This is a genomic window from Sphingosinicella sp. (assembly GCF_041916975.1).
Lineage (GTDB): Bacteria > Pseudomonadota > Alphaproteobacteria > Sphingomonadales > Sphingomonadaceae > Sphingosinicella.
In genome coordinates, this window is record NZ_JAYRYK010000001.1 from 3,326,659 (window position 1) to 3,345,781 (window position 19,123).

The window sequence follows — 19,123 nt, forward strand, 5'->3', positions numbered from 1 at the left end:
GCCTTTTGTTGTTATTGGTCTTTCAGCGGTTGGCGGCCTTCGCCCACGCCGTGTTCTGAACGGCCGAAGCGTCGAGCGCCTCGGCGAAGCCGTTGAAGGAAAGCGGCATCACCATCGGCTTGCCGTCGCTGCCCAGAACGGCGAGCACGCCCGTCTTCGCTGCGCGCAGGCGCGTGATCTCCGGCGTGCCGAGCAGGCGTTCGATATAGCAGCCGCCCGCGTCGCAGCGCGTGAAGCCATAGCCTTCGAGGTCGGTATTCTCGTCGAGGCGCAGCAGCGGCTGCTGCGAGAGGCGGATGCCGAGCGGCAGGCGGATCTGCACGGCGTAGCGTTCGCCGCTGCCGCGATAGGCGAAGGCGATGCGCATGATTTGCTCGCCCGTGCTCTTCGATGTTGCGGCCTGCGCGATCTCGCACGGGGGCACGTCCGCCGCCTTCGTGCACTGCACGGTCCAGTCGCCGTGGATGTCGGCCTTCAGGGAGGCAGGCGCGGCGGCAGCGAGCGCGAGAAAGAAGGCGATCATCAGGCTGTCCTTGCGAGAGTCATAGTGAGAGCGAGATCGAAAAATTGGCGCGCCATTTGCGCTCGGTCGGTCCCGAAAGGCCGCGTGCGGCTTCTGCCTGCGCGGTGAGGCGCGGGCCGATCTGGAATGAAATCCCGCCGCCCGCGGAGGATGCGGAATGCCGCCGCGCTTCGCCCTCATCAAGCCGGCCTTTCTGCCAGCCGATGCCGCCGTCGACGAAGCCGTGAACGCCGATGCCGAGCTTGCCGACCCCGCGCCGCCAGCGCGCCTCGATCCCGCCCATCACGCAGTGATCGGCGCTTACCGTGCCGCTGTCGAAGCTGCGCCCGAACCCCGCGCCGCCGTAGCTGCACTCCGCCGCGCTCAGCAGCGCATCGGTCGCCGCCCATTGGCCCGAACTCTTCGCGACAATGCCGAAATCGCCGCCCGCCAGCGCGGCGACCGGCTGGTAGCGCTGCGCATAGAGCGTGAAATTGAGGAAGGACGCCGATCCGTTCATCCGCGTGCGCAGCGGGTCGTCGTCCGTCGTGGCGCCGAGCCCGGAGAAGCCCTTGATGGCGCCCACCCGCACGAGATTGATGCCGCCGCCCGCGTCCGCCCAGTCAAGATCGAGATCGGCGGTAGCCGTGCGGATGCGGTCCCGCGTGAATCCCGTGCCGAGCACGGTGGAGTCGGAATCGATCACGTGTCCGCCGACAGTGAGACCGATGTTGTTCGCGCGGCTGCGGCGGATCGGTATGCTCATGCCCAGATCGACATTCAGAGTCTCGCCGCGATAGCGGATCGCCTCGAGGAGTTCGCCGATCGGACGGCTCCACGAAAAGCTGGTGCGGCCGTCGATGCGCAGGCCATTGGGGCCCAGCCACTTGGTCGCCTCGCCGGTGAACGATCGGTAGCGGTCGCCGTCAGGGCTCGCCCAGCCGCGCAGGCGCACCTCGCCGCTGTCGCCGCTGAAACGCAGCCCGCCGCCCAGCATGTCGCGGCCGAGCACGCCCGACATCATGTTGGTGTAGCTCGCGTCCGCGCGCACCGCGCCGTGCGAGAGGTCGATCGTGAGCAGCGACGTTCCCGGGGTGTCGGGGGACGGCGCAAGCTGCGATGTCGCGGCAAGGCCCGGCAGATCGTTCATCAGCAGCAGGGCGCGCTCCAGATCCTCCGCCTTCAGCGGGCGCGATTCGAGAATACGCGCCGCCGTGCGCACGGCGAGCGGTTCTCCCGCGGCTTCGGCCACGCTGCGGATTTCACGCACCGCGCCGTTTCGTTTCACGCGGATCGCCGAGACGTACCCTTCGATGATCTGAATTCGAACGACGCCTTCGGAGAGCGCCTGCTCGGGCACCAGCGCGAAGGAGAGGAGATAGCCGCGTGCCGAATAGGTGCGCGTCACGGCATCGGCGAATTCGAAGATCGTGCTGACGGAGATTTCGTCGCCAGGCTTCGCCCGCCACAGCGCGCGCAGTTCGGTTTCGGGAATTGCCGATGCGCCGTCGATGACGAGCGTGCGGAACGCAAAGCGCGTTTCGGCGGCAGCTTCCGGTGCGACCTGCTGGCGGAGCAGCGGTGCGGGTGCGGGTGTGGTCGCGCGCGCCTCTGGAAGCGGTTCGGGCGTTTGCGGCCGTGGTTCCGCGGTGCGCGGAATGTCCGCAGGCGTCACCTGCGCCTCCGCCGCGTGCGCGGTGCACAGTAGGGCGGCGAGCATGACCGCCGGAAGAGCATCACGCATCGGCACGCTTTCTGCTGGACTGCCGACGCGCGGGCGCCGGTTTCGCCGTGGTACCGCGCTGCGCGGCGTGGCGATCGAGCAGCGTCTGCCAGTTCGCCTGTGCGGTTTCGGCAAGCGCGGCGAGGTCGAGCCAGCCCTTGCGGAACCAGTCGCCGAGACGATCGTCGGGAAGCGCGCGTAGCTTCGTGCGATCGATCATCCGAAATCCGTCGATCCGGAATTGCGACTGATCGGGCAGGCGAATGTCTGCGCGCCGGGTTTCGAGAAGATCGCGTTCCTGCAAGCCCGCGACGAATTCCGCTGTGCGCAGATGATCGCGATGATAGCGCTCGCAGAAGTCGAGTGCCCGCGCGGCCAGCGGAGAGGCGTTGTCGCCGTCGAAAAGCCCGTTTGCGTCCGCCGCTACTATGCCGTCGCGTTCGACAAGCCGCGGCCGGTCGATTGCCAGCATCAGCGCGTCGCTCTTCGGTGTGGTCACCGGCAGAAACGGATAGCGCCGCACATAGGCGGGCACATAGGCGCCGTCCGTCCAGCGGCCCTCTTCGTCCACGAACAGGTTGGACCCGTCGCTGAGTCCGGTCACCGCCAGCGGCAGCATCTCGTTCGTATCCGCGAACACGATCGGGTAGCAGCGCGCGGCAAGCGCGAACTCCGAAGCGTTCAGAGGCACGGCCACGATACCCGCCGCGAATTGAAAACTTTCGCAGGCGAGGAGCGCGGCGTGTTTGTGGAGATCTCCCCGGAGAAGGACGGGGTCTTCGTAGAGCAACGGAGGCATTGTTCACCAGCAGCATTGTTATTGTTATGTGCGACTGCCGTTCGACTTCGCGAGAGAACGCATAAACACGCCGTACCCGGAATCGAACCGGGGATGGAACCGTTCCGGTGCTTCGGACCGTTCCCGCAATGATTCTGTTCGGATCATCCGGATAATCCGATCGATCGATACGGCGAATTTGCGGGCAGAAACGCGGCGCCTTCAGATGCGGCCATTGTGGATGAAAATCCGCTCGCCGCGGCGGGTGCCTTGCGGCGCGCGATCCATGGGCGCAGCGTGGAGGGGAAATGAACGTGGTGGCCCTGCTGCCAGTCCGCGCCGAGCGACGCAACGAGGCGGCTGTCCGCCTCAGTTTCGACGCCTTCGACGATAACCCCGGCGGCCATCGTGCCGGCAAGCCCGATCATGTGCGCGAGCGCGTTGCGGCAGCGGGCCGATTGGCCTGCGCGGCGAAGAAAGAAGGCGTCGACCTTCACGTAGTCGGGCGACAGGGCAAGGACGCTCCGCACGGAGCTGAAGCCCACGCCGAAATCGTCGATCGCGATCCGGCAGCCGAGTTCCCGCAGCGCGGATGTGAAGCGTGCGGCACTGGAAATGGATGCGAACGCCGCGGTCTCGGTGATTTCCACCACCAGCCGCCGCGCGGTGGCGGGGTTCGAACGCAGCCTTGCGAGCGCGTCGTCCCACCAGGAATCGAGCACGGCGCTCGCGGCCGAAATGTTGACACCGAGCCGAACGGCCGGATCGGTCTCCAGCTCATCGAGCACAAGCGACACCATGATCTGGTCGAATGCGCGCACAAGGCCCGTGCGTTCCAGCGCCGCGATGGCATCGCCCACAGCGGGCGTGTCGTCGCCGACGAGCCGCAGCAGGCACTCGTGATAGAGCGTCTCGTCCTCGCCGCTCACCGCCTGCCATGCGGGAAACAGGCGCCCCTCCGCCGCGGCCGTGAAGACTTGCGCGGCAATCGCCATGTCGCGACGATAGCGCGCGGCATCCGGGCACGCGGGCGGAGGGACGCCGAGGGCGTCGTGAAGTGCGGCAAACCCGGCGGGGCTTATGTCCGCCCCGCTCGAGAATGCCGCTGCCGACCAGGCACTGGACACGGTCAGGAAAATGGAATTGTCCAGATGCCGGATCGGCGAACGGGCAAGTACGCTACGCAACTGCCGGGTGAAATGGTCCGGGCTGCCGGGCACCACGAGCGCTGCATCCAGCCGGCCGAGCGCGCGGTCGGCGACATGCGTCGTCGCGAGCCCGGCAACGGCGGTCTCAAGATGCTGCTGCGCTGCGAGTGCGGCCGCCTCGCCATAGGCTTTCGCGATCGACTGGATATTGTCGATTCTGAGCGCGATGAGGATCGGGGCGCAGTGGAAAACGCTGGCCACGGAGATGTCCGGGTACGCGGCTTCCGCCTCGATTGTCGTGAATCTTGCCGCCATGTCCGCCATGCGCTCCGCCAAATCCTGTTCGCCTTGGTTTGAGACGAAATAACCAAAACGGTATCAGAGGCGGCTGGACGCCAGAGTATCGGGAATGAATATTCCCCGGATGAAGAAGAAAATTCAAAAAAACAATGTGGCGGTAAAGTGAAAATGTCCTGGAATATGTATAATACTAATGGAAAAAGAAAGTATCTTACAGAATCCGAAACCATAGATTTTGTTAGATTTGCGAAACAAAAAAGTAAAGATGTGTATGCTTTTTGTTGGTTGATGGCCGAAACAGGTTGTCGAATATCAGAAGCGTTGGCCGTCAATACGGAAAGTATAGATTTTCAGGCCGGAACCCTGATCATAAAATGCCTGAAGAAACGAGGTAAATCTGTCTACAGAGAGGTTCCTCTTTCCGAAGAGCTTCTGAGATTCATGAAAAAATGGATAAGCTGCAAATCAAGATCGGATTCTGATCTTTGGACGTGGTCGCGCATGACGGCATATCGCCGTGTTTGCGAGGTAATGGTCGAGGCGGGACTTACCGGGGACTATGCAACGCCGCGCGGATTACGCCACGGCTTCGGCGTTCGGGCGATCCAGTCGGGTGTTCCGCTCAATCTGGTGCAGCGCTGGCTCGGTCATGCCGACATGAAGACGACGGCGATCTATGCGAGCGCCTCCGGGCCGGAGGAGCGGCAGATCGCAGCGCGCATGTGGCTCGAAGGGCGGGGCGGGGCAGCGGCGGTGTCGGGCGGCGCGCGGGCACCGCGCGAAAATAAAATCGAGTCCGATGAAGGGCTTGAATCCGCGCATTTCGCGGAAAATGTATCAACTGGAAAGCGTTCGGAAGGGGGTCGGGCGCGTGCCGCGACGACACCGCCGTGGACGTTCAGATCCGCGGCGCGTTTAATTTATTGCCATCTGTTACGATATTGGTTATTTTGTAACACGAATTTCCGTTGCTTTTCATTGACTTGCCTCGCGTCCCATGGGGGTTTCCGTCTCCGGTCGTTATTGTCCCGGATGGCGGTTTTTCGGCCATTCGGCCTGATTGCGGACCCTGTGCCGTCCGACCGGAAATTGTGCAATCGTACAATTGTCGCAGATCGACTTTCCGGGCGGCGGGTCGGGTCCGAATAGGGAATTCAGCGTCTCGCATCAGGCGAACAGATGCGTCACGTCCGCATCGGGCATGACGGCATCGATAAGGAGCGTGCGATGGCAGCACGCAGGGTCGCGCTCGAAGCAGAGCAGCGCGGTCGGCTTCTCTGCGGCAAGTTCGATCAGCTGTTCTGCCTGAACAATGGCCTCGGGTTCGCGGAGCTGGCCTTCGTAGACGGCGGCGAGCCCGGCGTGATCGCCTTTCCGCGCGGCCTCCCGGCCTGCGGGCGGCGTGCCGAGCGCTTTCAGCCCGACATAATCGATCCCGGCCTCGCGAAGACTGGCGGCGAGCACGTTCTTCGAAAAGCCCGGACGGCGCGACAGCGGCACGGCGCGGACATCGGCAACCACGGAGACTCCGGCCTCGCGCAGTGTCGCGATAAAGGCCTCCTGCGTCGTTCCTTCGTAGCCGATGGTGAAGATGCGCATGGTGCTTCATAGCATTGCTTGCATTGCCCTGTGAATCCTCTCAAATTCCGGTCAATTTCGGGGAGGCTTCGCCCATATGGACGGGCTGGTTCTGTTCGCGATCGCCGCGGTCTACGTGTCCGCGCTTTTCGCGCTCGCCTATTGGGCGGAAAACCGGCGCGGCCGCTGGCTGAAGCCGCGCTACCGGATTCCGGCCTATACGCTGGCGCTCGCGGTCTATTGCACAAGCTGGACGTTCTACGGCGCGGTCGGCAGCGCGGTGGCGGACGGCTGGCTGTATCTGCCGATCTATCTGGGGCCGATCCTCGTCTATCTGTTCGGCTGGCGTTTCCTCGAACGGCTCGTGGCTACCGTTCAGCGCGAGGGCGCCACGTCCATCGCCGATTTCATCGGCTCGCGCTTCGGCAAGAGCCGAACGGTGGCCGCGCTTGTCACGCTGCTCGCGCTCCTCGGCACGATCCCCTATCTCGCGCTGCAGCTGCGCTCGGTCGGCACCAGCTTCGCCGAGTTCACGGGCAGCAGCAATCCGGGCCTCGCCATGGGGCTCACCGCTGCGATGCTCGCGCTGTTTGCGATGCTGTTCGGCACGCGGCGCTATGAAGCGGCGGGGCGCAACGACGGCGTGCTCTTCGCCGTCGGCGTTGAATCGCTCGTGAAGCTCACCGCGCTCGTTGCGGCGGGCGTGTTCGCGGCGGTGGTGTTCATGGGCCTTGATGCGCCGGTGCGCGGGGCGGGGATTGAAGCCCTGGGTGAAAAATTCGCGCCCGCCGGCATCGGTATCGATTTCTTCGTCATCACTTTGCTGTCGATGACAGCGATCGTCTGCCTGCCGCGCCAGTTTTACATCGGGGTGATCGAGGCGGCCTCCGTTCAGGATATCGGCCGTTCGCGTCTTCCGTTCGTGGGCTATCTCGTCATCACATCGGTCGTCGTCATCCCGATCGCGCTCGCCGCGACGGCGCTCGTCCCAGGGGGCGCCAGCGCCGATCTGCTCGTGCTCGAAATGCCGCTCGCGGCAGGCGCGGATGCGCTTGCGATCCTCGTGTTCATCGGCGGCTTCTCCGCGGCGACAGGCATGGCGATCGTCGAATCCGTTGCGCTTTCGACGATGGTTTCGAATGATCTCATCGCACCGCTTCTGCTGCGCAGTCCGCGCTGGGCGAACGAGGCGAATCTTGGCCGTGTGATGCTCACGATCCGGCGTGTGGTCATCGTTTCGGTGATGGCGGGTGCGCTTGCCTACACGCAGATCATTCCAGCGGGGGAGCGGCTCGCCGCGATCGGGCTGATCGCGTTCGCGGCGATGGCGCAGTTCGCGCCAAGCCTCGTGCTCGCCGTCAGCCGCGCGGGGCGCGACGCGACCGCGGCGAAGGCGGGTCTTTCGACCGGCCTCCTGCTCTGGGCCTATACGCTTTTCATCCCCGCCGTCGTCGGGGTGGACGGGATCGCACCACTCGCCGGTACGCTCGCAGATCCCACGGCGCTGCTCGGCATCGATGGGCTCAGCCCTCTGGTTCACGGCACGCTCTGGAGCCTCGGGCTCAACATCGCCGTCCATGCGATCGTGGCGGCGCGGCGCATCCGCTCGGCGCGCGTGTCGTTCGATTTCGGGGATGGAGACGGCGTCGCGCGCGTGTCGGATCTGGCGGGGCTCGCACGCCTCGTCGAGCGCTTCGTGGGCACCGAGCGCACGGCGGCTGCATTCGGTGATGCGCCGGCAGGCGTTCCGGTCGGGCGCGCGACCGCGCAGATGGCGGAACGCATGATCGCGGGCGTCGTCGGTGCGCCCTCCGCGCGCTCGCTGGTAGCGTCCGCGCTTTCAGGCGCGACGTTCACGGCGAGCGACGTCGCCTTGATGCTCGATGAGAGCGCGGGCAGCCTGCAGTTCTCGAAGGATCTGCTCGCCGCGACGCTCGAGCATATCGATCCGGGCGTCAGCGTGATCGACAGCGATCTCAATCTCGTGGCGTGGAACAGCCGCTACCTCGATCTCTTCGATTATCCGCCGGGCATCGTCCGCGTCGGCGCGCCGGTTTCCGATCTCATTCGTCACAATGCGCTGCGCGGCGAATGCGGCCCCGGCGAGGTCGACGATCATGTGCAGCGCCGTCTCGATCACATGCGGCGCGGCAGCCGCCACAGTTTCGAGCGCGTGCGGCCGGATGGACGCGTCATCAAGACCGTCGGCGGCCCGATGCCGCGCGGCGGCTACGTGATGTGCTTCACCGATACGACTGCGGAGGCCGAGGCGCGCGCGGCGCTCGAACAGTCGCGGGCCGAACTCGAAATCCGCGTCGTGCAGCGCACCGCCGAGCTTTCCGAAGCCAATGTCGCGCTCGCCCGCGCCACGCGCGAGAAAACACGCTTCCTCGCCGCCGCGAGCCACGATCTGCTGCAACCGCTCCACGCCGCCCGCCTGTTCGCCGCTGCGCTCGACCGCGAGGTGAGCGGCAGCAGCCATGTGCTGGTGGATCGGATCGACCAGTCGATCGACGCCGCCGAGCAGCTCCTGCGCACGCTGCTCGATATCTCCAAGCTGGACGCAGGCGGTTTCGAACCGACGATCACCGTCTTCCAACTGAAACCCCTGCTCCACGAGGTCGCGGCCACATTCCAGCCAATGGCCGCCGAAAAAGGACTGACGCTCCGTATCAGTGGTATCGATGCGACCCTCGCAACAGACCGCACCCTACTCCGCTCGATCGTCCAGAACCTCCTCTCAAACGCCGTCCGCTACACAGCACGCGGCGGCATCGTCGTCGGCGCGCGGCGGCGGGGCAGGCGGGTCCGCATCGATGTCGTCGATACCGGCGCCGGCATCCCCGAAGACAAGCAGGATGTGATCTTCCGCGAATTCGAACGCCTCGGCACCGGCGGCGAGGCGGGCGTCGGCCTCGGCCTCGCCATCGTCGATCGCGCGACCCGCCGTCTCGGCGCGAAAGTCGAACTCGCATCCGTGCAGGGCAGGGGCAGCCGCTTCAGCGTGACGTTCGCTCGTGCCGAAGCGGAAGCGACGGAGCATCACGATGGCAAGGCGGCGTCCGTGGCGGAGACTGTGCCGCTGCATCTCCTCGTCGTTGATGACGATCTCGCCGTTTGCGAGGCGATGACTGTGCTCGGCGCCAGCCGGCGACATCGTGTGACGACCGCGAACGATCCGGCGGCGGCGCTTGCACAGGAAGGGCCGTTCGATGTCGCGCTCGTCGACTTTCAACTCGGCCACGAGATGGACGGTATCGATCTGATCGCTCGCCTGCGCGCCGACCATCCCGGCTTGCGCGCTGCGCTCGTTACGGCGGACCGCAGCCCCGAAACGCCGCGCCGCGCTGCTGCGCTCGGCATTCCCGTGCTCGCAAAGCCGCTTGCCGCGACAACCCTCGATGCCTGGCTTGCGGGCACGGCGGAGGAGCCCCGCGCCGCCTGATCAGTGCTTGATACCGATGCCGAGCGCGCGTGCCGCAAGCGCGGCCTGTGTGCGGTTGCCGACATCGAGCTTGCGCAGGATCACGGTCATGTGCGCTTTCACGGTCGCTTCGGTGATGCCGAGATCGAAGGCGATCTGCTTGTTGAGCCGCCCGTCAAGCACGCCGAGCAGCACGCGAAGCTGGGTGGGCGTCAGTGCCGCGACGCGCGCCGCGACATCGTCGAGTTCACCGCTGGCGGGCGCTTCGATGGTTTCCCCGGCAAGCGCATTCGCGATGGCCTTCTCGATCGTCCCAAGGTCGCTTTCCTTGCTGACGAAACCCACAGCACCGAAACGCCGCGCCTCCGCCGCGGCGGACGACGCCTCGGCGCTCGACACCACGAGGATCGGCACGCCGGGCCGCTCGGCGTGGAGCAGTGCCACGCCCGAATAGCCGGTCGCGCCCGGCATGTTGAGATCGAGCAGGATGAGCGCGATGTCTGCGTTCGCCTCCGCCGCGCGCGATGCGGTGTCGAGCGTTCCCGCTTCAATGATGCGCGCGTCGGGACGGATGCGGGAAGCGGCGAGCGAGAGCGCCTGTCGGAAGAGCGGATGGTCGTCCGCGATCAGGATGCTCTCGCCTGCCATGCAGCCTCAATTCTGCCGATTGCCGACGAGGTTCGCAACCACTGACGGGTCGGCGAGCGTCGACGTATCGCCGAGGTTGGAAACGTCGCCTTCCGCGATTTTGCGCAGGATGCGCCGCATGATCTTGCCCGATCGCGTCTTTGGGAGGCCAGCAGCGAACTGGATGGCGTCCGGAGTTGCGATGGGGCCGATCTCGCGGCGCACCCATTGCACGAGCTCACGGCGCAGGGCTTCATCACCGGTCTCGTTGGCATTCAGGGTCACGTAGGCATAGATGCCCTGGCCCTTCAGGTCGTGCGGCATCCCGACGACGGCCGCTTCCGCGACCTTCGCGTGCGCGACGAGCGCGCTTTCGATTTCGGCCGTGCCCATGCGATGGCCGGAAACATTGATCACGTCGTCGACGCGGCCAGTGATCCAGTAATAGCCATCAGCATCGCGGCGGCAGCCGTCACCGGTGAAATACTTGCCCGCGTAGGTCGTGAAATAGGTCTGGAAGAACCGTTCGTGATCGCCCCAGATCGTGCGGGCCTGCCCCGGCCAGCTTTCGGTGATGACGAGATTGCCCTCCGCCGCGCCTTCCAGCACGGCACCCTCGGCATCCACGAGTTCGGGCTTCACACCGAACAACGGCTTCGTCGCGCTGCCGGGTTTCAGATCGGTCGCGCCCGGCATCGGTGAAATCATCGCACCGCCGGTCTCCGTTTGCCACCATGTATCGACGATTGGGCAGCGGCCTTCGCCGACGACGCGGTGATACCATTCCCATGCCTCGGGATTGATCGGCTCGCCCACGGTGCCGAGCAGACGCAGCGACTTGCGGCTGGTGCGCTCCACCCACGCATCGCCCTCGCGCATCAGCGTGCGCAGCGCGGTAGGCGCAGCGTAAAAAATTTCGACCTGATATTTGTCGATGATGCTCCAGAAGCGGCTGAAGTCCGGATAATTCGGAATGCCTTCGTACATCAGCGTCGTCGCGCCGTTCGCGAGCGCGCCGTAGACGACATAGGTGTGGCCGGTCACCCAGCCCACGTCTGCCGCGCACCAGAAGACTTCGCCGGGCCGGTAGTCAAATACGTACTGATGCGTCATCGATGCCCACACGAGATATCCTCCGGTCGTGTGCAGCACACCCTTGGGCTTTCCGGTGGAGCCAGAGGTGTAGAGGATGAACAGCGGGTCTTCGGCATTCATCGCTTCGGCGTCGCAGTCCGGCGCGGCGGCGGCAACCGCTTCGTGATACCAGATGTCGCGGCCGTCCCTCATCGCGACGTCCGCGCCCGTCCGGCGTACGACGATCACCTTCTCAACGCTCGTGCAGTGCGTCAGGGCTTCGTCGACATTGGCTTTCAGCGGCACGCGCTTGCCGCCGCGCAGGCCCTCGTCGGCGGTGATGACGAGCTGGGAATCGCAGTCGGTGATGCGCCCTGCGAGGCTGTCCGGCGAGAAGCCGCCGAACACCACCGAATGGATCGCGCCGATGCGCGCGCAGGCGAGCATGGAGGCCGCGGCTTCCGGGATCATCGGCAAATAGATCGTCACGCGGTCACCCTTGCGGACCCCGTTCGCCTTCAGCGCATTCGCCAGCCGGCAGACCTCTTCATGAAGGTCGCGGTAGCTGATGATACGGCTGTCGCCCGGCTCGTCGCCTTCCCAGATGATGGCGATCGCGTCGGGCCGCTCGGCGACGTGACGGTCCAGGCAATTGGCGGAAACGTTGAGCGCGCCGTCTTCGAACCACTTGATGCCGAAATCTGCCTCATTGAACGAGGTGTTCTTCACCTTCGTGAACGGCGTCATCCAGTCGAGCCGCTGCGCCTCGCGCTTCCAGAAGGCGTCGGGATCATGCGCGGCTTCCGCGTAGAAGGCGTCATAGATGTCCGGCTTGATCATCGCGCGTGCACGCCATTCGGCGGGAACGGGATATGTTGCGGATGCGCTGGCTGCGGATACGGCGAGACTGGCCATGATGATCTCCTCCCATTCTGTTTGGGGCAGCACATAGGGCAGGGGCGCCTTGTCGCGCATCCTCGACCATGGTCGTAGCCGCATTCGACCATGGTCGGGGTGTTCCCGCTCCCCCGTCGGCGCGATGCTCAGCAGCGTCGGCACTGTCCCGTCAGGGGATCGGCCGCCACTGGGAGGATTGCCATGACCATGCGTTCGCGGCCCGGCTTTTACGCCGGCGTTGCCCTGATCGCCCTTGTCGCCGGGCCGGCAAGCGCCGCTGAAAGCCCCGATATCGAAGCGCGCATGAGCGCGATCGAGAGCCGCATGGCGGCGCTCACCGGAGAGCTTGAAGCCACCCGCGCGGAAAATGCCTCGCTTCGCAGCGAACTCGCCGAGACCCGCGCAAAGGCATCGCCGCCGCCCACTGTTCAGACGGCAGCGGCGCCCGCCGACGGTTTCAAGGTGGGCGGTACGACCATCAAGATCGGCGGCTTCTTGAAAACGGTCGCCACCTTCAGCCGCTGGGACGACGGCGACGTTGCCGGGAATTCGCTCGGCCGGGATTTCTATCTGCCGCAGGCGATCCCCGTGGGCGGTACGCGCGAGTCGACCGACAGCGATTTCTCGGCAAAGCAGACGCGGCTGTGGCTCAATCTTTCCACCGACGTCTCCGGCCACACGCTGAAGGGCTATCTCGAAACCGATTTCCAGACCTCACCGGGCACGCAGGGGTCGGAGCGCACCACGAATGGCTACAACCTCGCGCTGCGCCGCGCCTGGGTCCAGTTCGACAATCTGCTCGTCGGGCAAGACTGGTCGACATTCCAATATGTCGGCGCGCTTCCTGAAAGCACGGATTTCGTGGGCCCCACCGAAGGCACCGTCTTCGTCCGTCAACCGCTCGTACGTTACACGGCGAAGTTGACGCCTGCGCTGGCGCTCAGCGTTTCCGCCGAAAACGCCGAGTCCGCGACGATTTCGTCTACTTCACCCACGCTCACGGAAAACGACGACGACCGTATGCCGGACTTCGTCGCGCGGCTGACCTACACTGCGCCGTTCGGCGAACTTTCGCTCGCCGGACTGTTCCGCCAGCTCTCGGTGGATAACGGCACCATCTCCGACAAGACCGGGGCATGGGGCGTCAGTGCCGCGGGCAAGATTATGTTCGGGCCGGACAAGCGCCACGATTTTCGCTTCATGGCGACCTACGGCGACGGCATCGGGCGCTATGTGGGTCTGAACTTCGCGCCGGACGCGGTGTATGACGGGCTTCCCGGAAGCACGCTGGAAACGGTGAAGACCTTCGCTGCGCTCGCCGCCCTGAAGCTCGGCTGGACGCCGACGCTGCGTTCCACCTTCATGGCCGGCTACCAGAACGCCAGCTATCCTTCTCCGGCACCGCTTACGGCAAACGACAAGGCATGGAGCCTTGCCGCGAATCTCTTCTGGTCGCCGGTGAAGGCGCTCGATCTCGGCGTCGAATACCGCCACGGTGAGCGCGAATTGCTGAATGGTCTTGCGGGCCAGCTCAACAGGCTGGAATTTGCCGCGAAATACAATTTCTGAGGGAGAGGAAACAGGGACATGGCAACGGCTTATGACAGCATCCCCAAGCACCATAAGGCGACGCAGAGCGAAAAGCTCGTCATCGCCGCATCGTCGCTCGGCACGGTTTTCGAATGGTATGATTTCTACCTTTACGGCCTTCTGGCGCTCTACATCTCGTCGCACTTCTTCTCGGGCGTGAACGAGACGACGGGCTTCATCCTCGCGCTCGCAGCCTTTGCTGCAGGCTTCGCGGTCAGACCGTTTGGCGCCATTTTCTTCGGGCGTATCGGCGATATTGTGGGGCGCAAGAACACGTTCCTCGTCACCATGGGCATCATGGGCCTGTCGACCTTCGCGGTCGGCCTGCTCCCGTCCTACGCCACGATCGGCGTCGCGGCCCCGTTCATCCTTGTTGCGCTCCGGCTGCTTCAGGGGCTCGCGCTCGGCGGCGAATACGGCGGTGCGGCGACTTACGTCGCCGAGCACGCGCCCAACCACAAGCGCGGCCTCTACACGAGCTGGATCCAGACCACGGCGACGCTCGGCCTGTTCGCGGCGCTGCTCGTCGTCATCGGCATCCGCACGTTCATGGGCGAGGAAGCCTTTGCCGACTGGGGCTGGAGGATTCCGTTCCTCGTTTCGATCATCCTGCTCGCGGTTTCGATGTGGATCCGTATGCAGCTCTCCGAAAGCCCGGTTTTCCAGAAGATGAAGGACGAGGGCACCACATCGAAGGCGCCGCTCACCGAGGCATTCGGCAAGTGGGGCAATCTGAAGTGGGTTCTGATCGCGCTGATGGGTGCGGTCGCGGGGCAGGCGGTGGTCTGGTACACGGGCCAGTTCTACGCGCTGTTCTTTCTTGAAAAGACGCTGAAGGTGGACGGCGCGACCGCCAACATCCTCATCGCCATCGCACTTGCCCTCGGCACGCCGTTCTTCATCTTCTTCGGCTGGCTGTCAGACAAGATCGGCCGCAAACCGATCATCCTCACCGGCTGCCTGATCGCGGCGCTCACCTACTTCCCGCTGTTCACCGCGCTTACAAAGGCGGCGAACCCGGCGCTCGCGGAGGCGCAGGCGGAGGCTCCGATCAGTGTGACGGCGAACAAAGCGGAGTGCTCGTTCCAGTTCGATCCGATCGGCAAGAACAAGTTCGACAGCTCGAGCTGCGACATTGCCAAGGCCTATCTCGCCAAAGCGGGTCTCAACTACGAGAACGTCGAGGCACCTCCGGGTACCGTCGCGGAAATCCACATCGGCGGCACCACGATCGCGGCACCGAATCCGACTGAAGTGACAGGTGCTGACCGTGCGGCGGCGATCACCGCCTTCCAGGATCAGGTGAAGGGCGCGCTCGGCGATGCCGGTTATCCCCCCGCAGCCGATCCGGAGCAGATTGACAAGCCGATGGTCGTAGCGATCCTGTTCTTCCTCGTGCTGCTCGTTACGGCGGTGTACGGCCCGATCGCGGCGCTCCTGGTTGAACTGTTCCCCAGTCGCATCCGCTACACCTCGATGTCGCTGCCGTATCACATCGGCAACGGCTGGTTCGGCGGCTTCCTGCCGACCACGGCCTTCGCGATGGTCGCGGCGACGGGCGATATCTACTACGGCCTCTGGTATCCGGTGGTCGTGGCGGTGATCACGCTGGTGATCGGGCTTCTGTTCCTGCCCGAAACCTTCCGCCGCAACATCGACCAGTAAACCTGGCTTCTGCATGAAACCGGGCGGCGATGGCAGCATCGCCGCCCTTTTCTTGCCCGCTTGACTCCGGCAGGCGGCCCGCCTAAGTCACGCGCCTTCGCAAGCGGCTCTGCCGCCGATGGCCCCTTCGTCTAGCGGTCTAGGACGTCGCCCTCTCACGGCGAAAACACGGGTTCGAGTCCCGTAGGGGTCACCACGAAGCCTTCCCAAGGCATCCCAAGGCGCACCATAAGTGGCTGTTTTCCGCCATTTATTCTGCTATAATGCCCCCAAGTCATCCCGCTCTAGACCGCCACATACCATCAATCTGATGGTATTTTTGATGGTACATCGCGCGGGTCGGGAAGGGAGATACCATCATGGGTCTGAGCACCGTTGCCATCAAAGCCGCGAAGGGGCGGGACAAGCCGTTCAAGCTGACGGATGGCGATGGCCTCTATCTGCTGGTCCTGCCCTCGGGCGGGCGGTACTGGCGCATGAACTACCGGTATCTTGGCAAGCAGAAGACGCTCGCGCTCGGCGTCTGGCCCGGAACCGGGCTTGCCGAAGCACGTGAGCGCCGGGACGCCGCGCGCAAGGTGCTGGCTGACGGGAACGACCCCGGAGAACACATCAAGCTCGAACGCATCGCCGCGAGCGTGGCCGCCGCGAACAGCTTCAAGGCCGTTGCCGATGAGTGGCTGATCAAGGTCGAGCGGGAAGGCCGCTCGGTGGTCACGATGAAGAAGTTGCGCTGGCTGCTCGACTTCGTGTGTCAATCGATTGGAAAGCGACCCATTGCATCGATCACAGCTCAAGAATTGCTGCTGATGCTTCGGAAAATGGAGGTCAAGGGCCACTATGAGACGGCGCGACGGCTGCGCAGCACCTGCTCGCAGGTTTTTCGATACGCCATTGCCACGGCGCGTGCCGACCGCGACATCGCGTCCGATCTGAAGGGAGCGCTTATTACGCCGAAGCCTGTTCACCGCGCGGCGATCACCAAGGCCGATGAGGTAGGAGGCTTGTTGCGGGCGATCGACGCGTTCGCGGGTCATGCGAACACGAAAGTGGCCCTACGCCTCTTGCCGCATGTTTTTGTCCGGCCCGGCGAACTCAGGTATGTGGAGTGGACCGAACTCGATCTGGACGCTGCTGTCTGGACCATTCCTGCGCAGAAGATGAAAATGCGCCGGCCCCACGCGATTCCGCTTTCGCGTCAGGCAATCGATATCATCCGCTCGATCCAGCACGATGCGCGCTACTGCCGGTTTCTCTTCCCGTCACTGCGATCCGCCAATCGGCCGATGTCGGAAAACACGATCAACGCGGCCTTGCGGCGTATGGGCTTCGCGCAGACCGAAATGACGGGTCACGGCTTTCGCGCGATGGCAGCGACTCTGCTCAATGAAATGGGGATATGGCATGCCGATGCCATCGAGCGGCAGCTCGCGCACTGTGACGGAAATGCCGTGAGGCGGGCTTATGCGCGGGGCGAGTATTGGGAGGAACGCGTGCGAATGATGCAGCATTGGTCCGACCATCTCGACACGCTGCGGAGGGCATCTCCCGCGCCAACCGGGGTCAGATATCTCCGGATAGCGGTATAAGGACGGGCATTCTACCCATTGGTTGAGGTCGGTTCGCGCCTTCCGATGCAGCGCAGGCCCAAAGTCACCTGCTTCGGAAACGTGCTTTCATCGATCTTGCGGTAAAGCGTCGTTCGGAAGAGCCCGCTCCGCCTAAGGGCTGCAGGAAGCCGAACTCAGCATCCCGCAATCTTTATGATCTGCTCCGCTGTATAATTCTTCCGTACTATTCGCCGCTCCTGCCAAGCACGAAATAGCCGAAACTCTTACTTTCAATCCGGACCAATTTGTTGGCGAAGGTCACGATTGCGCGCCTGCCCGAATGTTGCTGAGGTTTGATTGCTCCTGAGATGGGCCTTACAAGTTGGGGCTGGTCAGTTGGTAGATCGCAACGTACGAGCGACACCCCAAACCATTGGCAGCTTCGGCTGCGTCGTGGGCTGCCAAAAAAGTAGTACGAGTGATCATCCGGGTCGGCCATCCTTTCGGGGGCTGAGATAGATGGTGCCGCCCCGCAATACCCAGGGGAACACGCCTAGCGTTAGCAGCAGGGCGGCGATCAGGAGCAGAGAGGAATGCTCGAACGTGAGGGCCGCTCCGAGCCGTGCCAGCGCCGCCGCCTGCACTGCTCCAAAGGCAAGCCATGCCACCGCAGGCATGGTCAGCGGTCGTCCGCTATGCCCCTGGGTGACGCGCGTCACCATCGCCACGAGCAGACTTGCGCCCATGCCGAGCAGCAGGGCGTGAATGGCGGCGATAGGAGGGACAGGAGCCACGGTGGCCAGCGCGGCAAAGAGGAAGCTGGCGGGCGCCCAGGCAAAGCCCCACAGCAGCACCATCAGCAACCCCGGCACAGGCCTGCGCGGAGTCCAGCGCCACAGCATCATCAGCAATAGCAGCGTCATCGCCGCGGCTATCAGCCCGCGCAGCGGTGAACCACAATGGGTCGCCACGATGTCTGCCAGTAGCAGCGGCCAGAACAAACCAAGCAGCCAATAGGGGCGCCAACTGACGTAGCCGGCCACCACATTGCCGGCGAAAAAGGGGATCATGCGGTGGCAGACGGTGACGAAGATGGCGGCGGTTAACCCATGCGTGCCGAGCAGGATCGAAGCCGCTCGGCCGGGTGCCCACTCACCGGCGGTAAAGGCGAGCAACAGCGCGAGGCCGGCAAGCGCGAGCAGCCAGCCCGCCAAAGCCGAAAGGCCGTGCCAGTGTGGCTTGCGGGTGGCCTTGCAATGCGCCAGCAGCACGCTGGCGAGCAGCACGGCGCCGATGCCCCATCCAGCCAGCATCAGCGCCAGCGCGGCATTGAGCAATGCCAATTGGTCGCTCCACAGTGCCGCGGCGAGGAGCAGGCTGCCGAGCATCATCGGGATGGCAGCGGGTAGAAAGCGCCGGGATGGCAGGTCGTCCAACCCCATCCAGCGCGGAAAGACGGTTGCAAGAAAGCCGAGGATGAACGGCATGAACAGCGCATAGACAGTCACCGGTCCATGCAGTGTCGCGTGGAGCGCATCGCCCTGTGGGAGACCAAGCGGAAACCAGTGCGCGTCCGTCAGCCGCGCCAGCCACCACAGCGGCAGCATCAAGAGATTGAACACGCCGGTCAGGAACGGCAGGCGATGGGGTGCGGCGCCAAGCAGGCGGAAGGGGCTTCCCTTTGCGGCGTGGTTCATTGTGCCCAGCCATGCGATCCCGCGACGGCGCCCGCTATGGTCACGAAGCCGGCCAGCGACAGCACGACGTGCACGATCTGCAGCCGGCGGTGCCAACGCCCTTCGGGATCGCCTCCCCGTAGCAGAGGATGGATGACCAGCGGTTCGAGTACGAACAGGATCAGAACGAACACTAGCCAGACAAGCAGCATCGCCCACATCCACCAATAGGCCGGATCAGCAAAGCGCCACCACAGGTCCATTCGCCCGACGAGCCAGAAGCCGCTGGCCCCTGTGAGCAGCACCCAAAAACCCGCTTGCGGGGCAAACCGTCCCTCGATCCGGTGAAAGGCGCTGATGCGGCGCTCGGGCGGCTCGGCCCGGCGGATAGCAGGCAGCACCACCAACGTGACAAACCATACGCCGCCAAACCAGGCCACGACACCGATCACATGCACAGCGCGCGCTATAAGCAGGTCATCCATGGCACCGATCTCCAAGCGAATGAAATACTCACTAAAGTTGATATCGATCATTACTATTGATTTATATCAATTGAAGCCACAATGACCGGGCTCAAATGGCGTGCAT

Annotated in this window: 14 protein-coding genes, 1 tRNA gene and 1 pseudogene; 6 read left to right on the forward strand and 10 right to left on the reverse strand. The window is 64.3% G+C overall.

Translation table 11 applies throughout. The features are described from left to right. Positions 1-22 precede the first annotated feature (22 nt). The 4 genes from ACE3TJ_RS15700 to ACE3TJ_RS15715 all read right to left on the reverse strand — a co-directional run bounded on the left by ACE3TJ_RS15700 (position 23) and on the right by ACE3TJ_RS15715 (position 4,466). Positions 23-523: an invasion associated locus B family protein gene (locus ACE3TJ_RS15700; RefSeq protein ID WP_374597786.1), complete on the reverse strand. Its 501-nt coding sequence runs from the start codon at positions 521-523 to the stop codon at positions 23-25. A gap of 19 nt (positions 524-542) precedes the next feature. Beyond that, the gene (locus ACE3TJ_RS15705; RefSeq protein WP_374597788.1) at positions 543-2,246 is read right to left on the reverse strand and encodes a ShlB/FhaC/HecB family hemolysin secretion/activation protein; all 1,704 of its coding nucleotides are present in this window, start codon (positions 2,244-2,246) and stop codon (positions 543-545) included. After that, positions 2,239-3,024 (reverse strand): SapC family protein, encoded by a 786-nt coding sequence (locus ACE3TJ_RS15710; RefSeq protein ID WP_374597790.1) that lies wholly within the window; start codon positions 3,022-3,024, stop codon positions 2,239-2,241. The genes ACE3TJ_RS15705 and ACE3TJ_RS15710 overlap by 8 nt, the downstream gene beginning before the upstream one ends. Positions 3,025-3,167: 143 nt before the next feature. Further along, complete coding sequence (locus ACE3TJ_RS15715) at positions 3,168-4,466, reverse strand: EAL domain-containing protein (protein ID WP_374597791.1); 1,299 nt, start codon at positions 4,464-4,466, stop codon at positions 3,168-3,170. A 153-nt stretch (positions 4,467-4,619) separates the two neighbouring features. On the opposite strand from ACE3TJ_RS15715, the gene ACE3TJ_RS15720 reads away from it, so the two are divergent. Further along, entirely contained in the window at positions 4,620-5,600 is a 981-nt protein-coding gene (locus tag ACE3TJ_RS15720) for a tyrosine-type recombinase/integrase (protein ID WP_374599429.1), read from the forward strand. Between the two features lie 18 nt (positions 5,601-5,618). On the opposite strand, the gene ACE3TJ_RS15725 is transcribed toward ACE3TJ_RS15720, so the two are convergent. Next, positions 5,619-6,050, reverse strand: a complete 432-nt coding sequence (locus ACE3TJ_RS15725; RefSeq protein WP_374597793.1) for a DUF488 family protein — start codon at positions 6,048-6,050, stop codon at positions 5,619-5,621. A 76-nt stretch (positions 6,051-6,126) separates the two neighbouring features. Here ACE3TJ_RS15725 and ACE3TJ_RS15730 point away from each other — a divergent pair, with 76 nt between their 5' ends. After that, positions 6,127-9,474: a PAS domain-containing hybrid sensor histidine kinase/response regulator gene (locus tag ACE3TJ_RS15730; protein ID WP_374597795.1), complete on the forward strand. Its 3,348-nt coding sequence runs from the start codon at positions 6,127-6,129 to the stop codon at positions 9,472-9,474. On the opposite strand, the gene ACE3TJ_RS15735 is transcribed toward ACE3TJ_RS15730, so the two are convergent. Further along, complete coding sequence (locus tag ACE3TJ_RS15735; RefSeq protein WP_374597797.1) at positions 9,475-10,101, reverse strand: response regulator; 627 nt, start codon at positions 10,099-10,101, stop codon at positions 9,475-9,477. Between the two features lie 6 nt (positions 10,102-10,107). Then, on the reverse strand, positions 10,108-12,069 hold the full coding sequence (gene acs / locus ACE3TJ_RS15740; RefSeq protein ID WP_374597799.1) for an acetate--CoA ligase: 1,962 nt from the start codon (positions 12,067-12,069) through the stop codon (positions 10,108-10,110). Positions 12,070-12,252: 183 nt separating this feature from the next. Between acs and ACE3TJ_RS15745 the strand changes: the two genes are divergently transcribed. From ACE3TJ_RS15745 to ACE3TJ_RS15760, 4 genes are all read left to right on the forward strand, one after another. Beyond that, positions 12,253-13,620: a DcaP family trimeric outer membrane transporter gene (locus tag ACE3TJ_RS15745; protein WP_374597802.1), complete on the forward strand. Its 1,368-nt coding sequence runs from the start codon at positions 12,253-12,255 to the stop codon at positions 13,618-13,620. 18 nt (positions 13,621-13,638) lie between these two features. After that, positions 13,639-15,306 carry an MFS transporter gene (locus ACE3TJ_RS15750; RefSeq protein WP_374597804.1) on the forward strand — a complete coding sequence of 556 codons (1,668 nt, stop codon included), beginning with the start codon at positions 13,639-13,641 and terminating at the stop codon, positions 15,304-15,306. Between the two features lie 120 nt (positions 15,307-15,426). Then, positions 15,427-15,502 (forward strand) — tRNA-Glu (locus ACE3TJ_RS15755). 163 nt (positions 15,503-15,665) lie between these two features. Then, a complete protein-coding gene (locus tag ACE3TJ_RS15760; RefSeq protein ID WP_374597806.1) occupies positions 15,666-16,895 on the forward strand; it encodes a tyrosine-type recombinase/integrase in 1,230 nt (409 codons plus the stop codon). Positions 16,896-16,906: 11 nt separating this feature from the next. On the opposite strand, the pseudogene ACE3TJ_RS15765 reads toward ACE3TJ_RS15760, so the two are convergent. The 3 genes and pseudogenes from ACE3TJ_RS15765 to ACE3TJ_RS15775 form a co-directional block, all read right to left on the reverse strand. Beyond that, positions 16,907-17,038: pseudogene (locus tag ACE3TJ_RS15765) on the reverse strand (AlpA family phage regulatory protein); the annotation flags it as partial. A 300-nt stretch (positions 17,039-17,338) separates the two neighbouring features. After that, positions 17,339-18,553 (reverse strand): NnrS family protein, encoded by a 1,215-nt coding sequence (locus tag ACE3TJ_RS15770; RefSeq protein WP_374597808.1) that lies wholly within the window; start codon positions 18,551-18,553, stop codon positions 17,339-17,341. Further along, positions 18,550-19,068 (reverse strand): hypothetical protein, encoded by a 519-nt coding sequence (locus ACE3TJ_RS15775; protein WP_374597810.1) that lies wholly within the window; start codon positions 19,066-19,068, stop codon positions 18,550-18,552. The genes ACE3TJ_RS15770 and ACE3TJ_RS15775 overlap by 4 nt, the downstream gene beginning before the upstream one ends. Positions 19,069-19,123: the final 55 nt, after the last annotated feature.

What these genes read in the sequence shown, in the direction of transcription:
- ACE3TJ_RS15700 (WP_374597786.1), bottom strand. Translation starts at nt 523, where the DNA reads ATGATCGCCTTCTTTCTCGCGCTCGCTGCCGCCGCGCCTGCCTCCCTG.
- ACE3TJ_RS15705 (WP_374597788.1), bottom strand. Translation starts at nt 2,246, where the DNA reads ATGCGTGATGCTCTTCCGGCGGTCATGCTCGCCGCCCTACTGTGCACC.
- ACE3TJ_RS15710 (WP_374597790.1), bottom strand. Translation starts at nt 3,024, where the DNA reads ATGCCTCCGTTGCTCTACGAAGACCCCGTCCTTCTCCGGGGAGATCTC.
- ACE3TJ_RS15715 (WP_374597791.1), bottom strand. Translation starts at nt 4,466, where the DNA reads ATGGCGGCAAGATTCACGACAATCGAGGCGGAAGCCGCGTACCCGGAC.
- ACE3TJ_RS15720 (WP_374599429.1), top strand. Translation starts at nt 4,620, where the DNA reads ATGTCCTGGAATATGTATAATACTAATGGAAAAAGAAAGTATCTTACA.
- ACE3TJ_RS15725 (WP_374597793.1), bottom strand. Translation starts at nt 6,050, where the DNA reads ATGCGCATCTTCACCATCGGCTACGAAGGAACGACGCAGGAGGCCTTT.
- ACE3TJ_RS15730 (WP_374597795.1), top strand. Translation starts at nt 6,127, where the DNA reads ATGGACGGGCTGGTTCTGTTCGCGATCGCCGCGGTCTACGTGTCCGCG.
- ACE3TJ_RS15735 (WP_374597797.1), bottom strand. Translation starts at nt 10,101, where the DNA reads ATGGCAGGCGAGAGCATCCTGATCGCGGACGACCATCCGCTCTTCCGA.
- acs (WP_374597799.1), bottom strand. Translation starts at nt 12,069, where the DNA reads ATGGCCAGTCTCGCCGTATCCGCAGCCAGCGCATCCGCAACATATCCC.
- ACE3TJ_RS15745 (WP_374597802.1), top strand. Translation starts at nt 12,253, where the DNA reads ATGACCATGCGTTCGCGGCCCGGCTTTTACGCCGGCGTTGCCCTGATC.
- ACE3TJ_RS15750 (WP_374597804.1), top strand. Translation starts at nt 13,639, where the DNA reads ATGGCAACGGCTTATGACAGCATCCCCAAGCACCATAAGGCGACGCAG.
- ACE3TJ_RS15760 (WP_374597806.1), top strand. Translation starts at nt 15,666, where the DNA reads ATGGGTCTGAGCACCGTTGCCATCAAAGCCGCGAAGGGGCGGGACAAG.
- ACE3TJ_RS15770 (WP_374597808.1), bottom strand. Translation starts at nt 18,553, where the DNA reads ATGAACCACGCCGCAAAGGGAAGCCCCTTCCGCCTGCTTGGCGCCGCA.
- ACE3TJ_RS15775 (WP_374597810.1), bottom strand. Translation starts at nt 19,068, where the DNA reads ATGATCGATATCAACTTTAGTGAGTATTTCATTCGCTTGGAGATCGGT.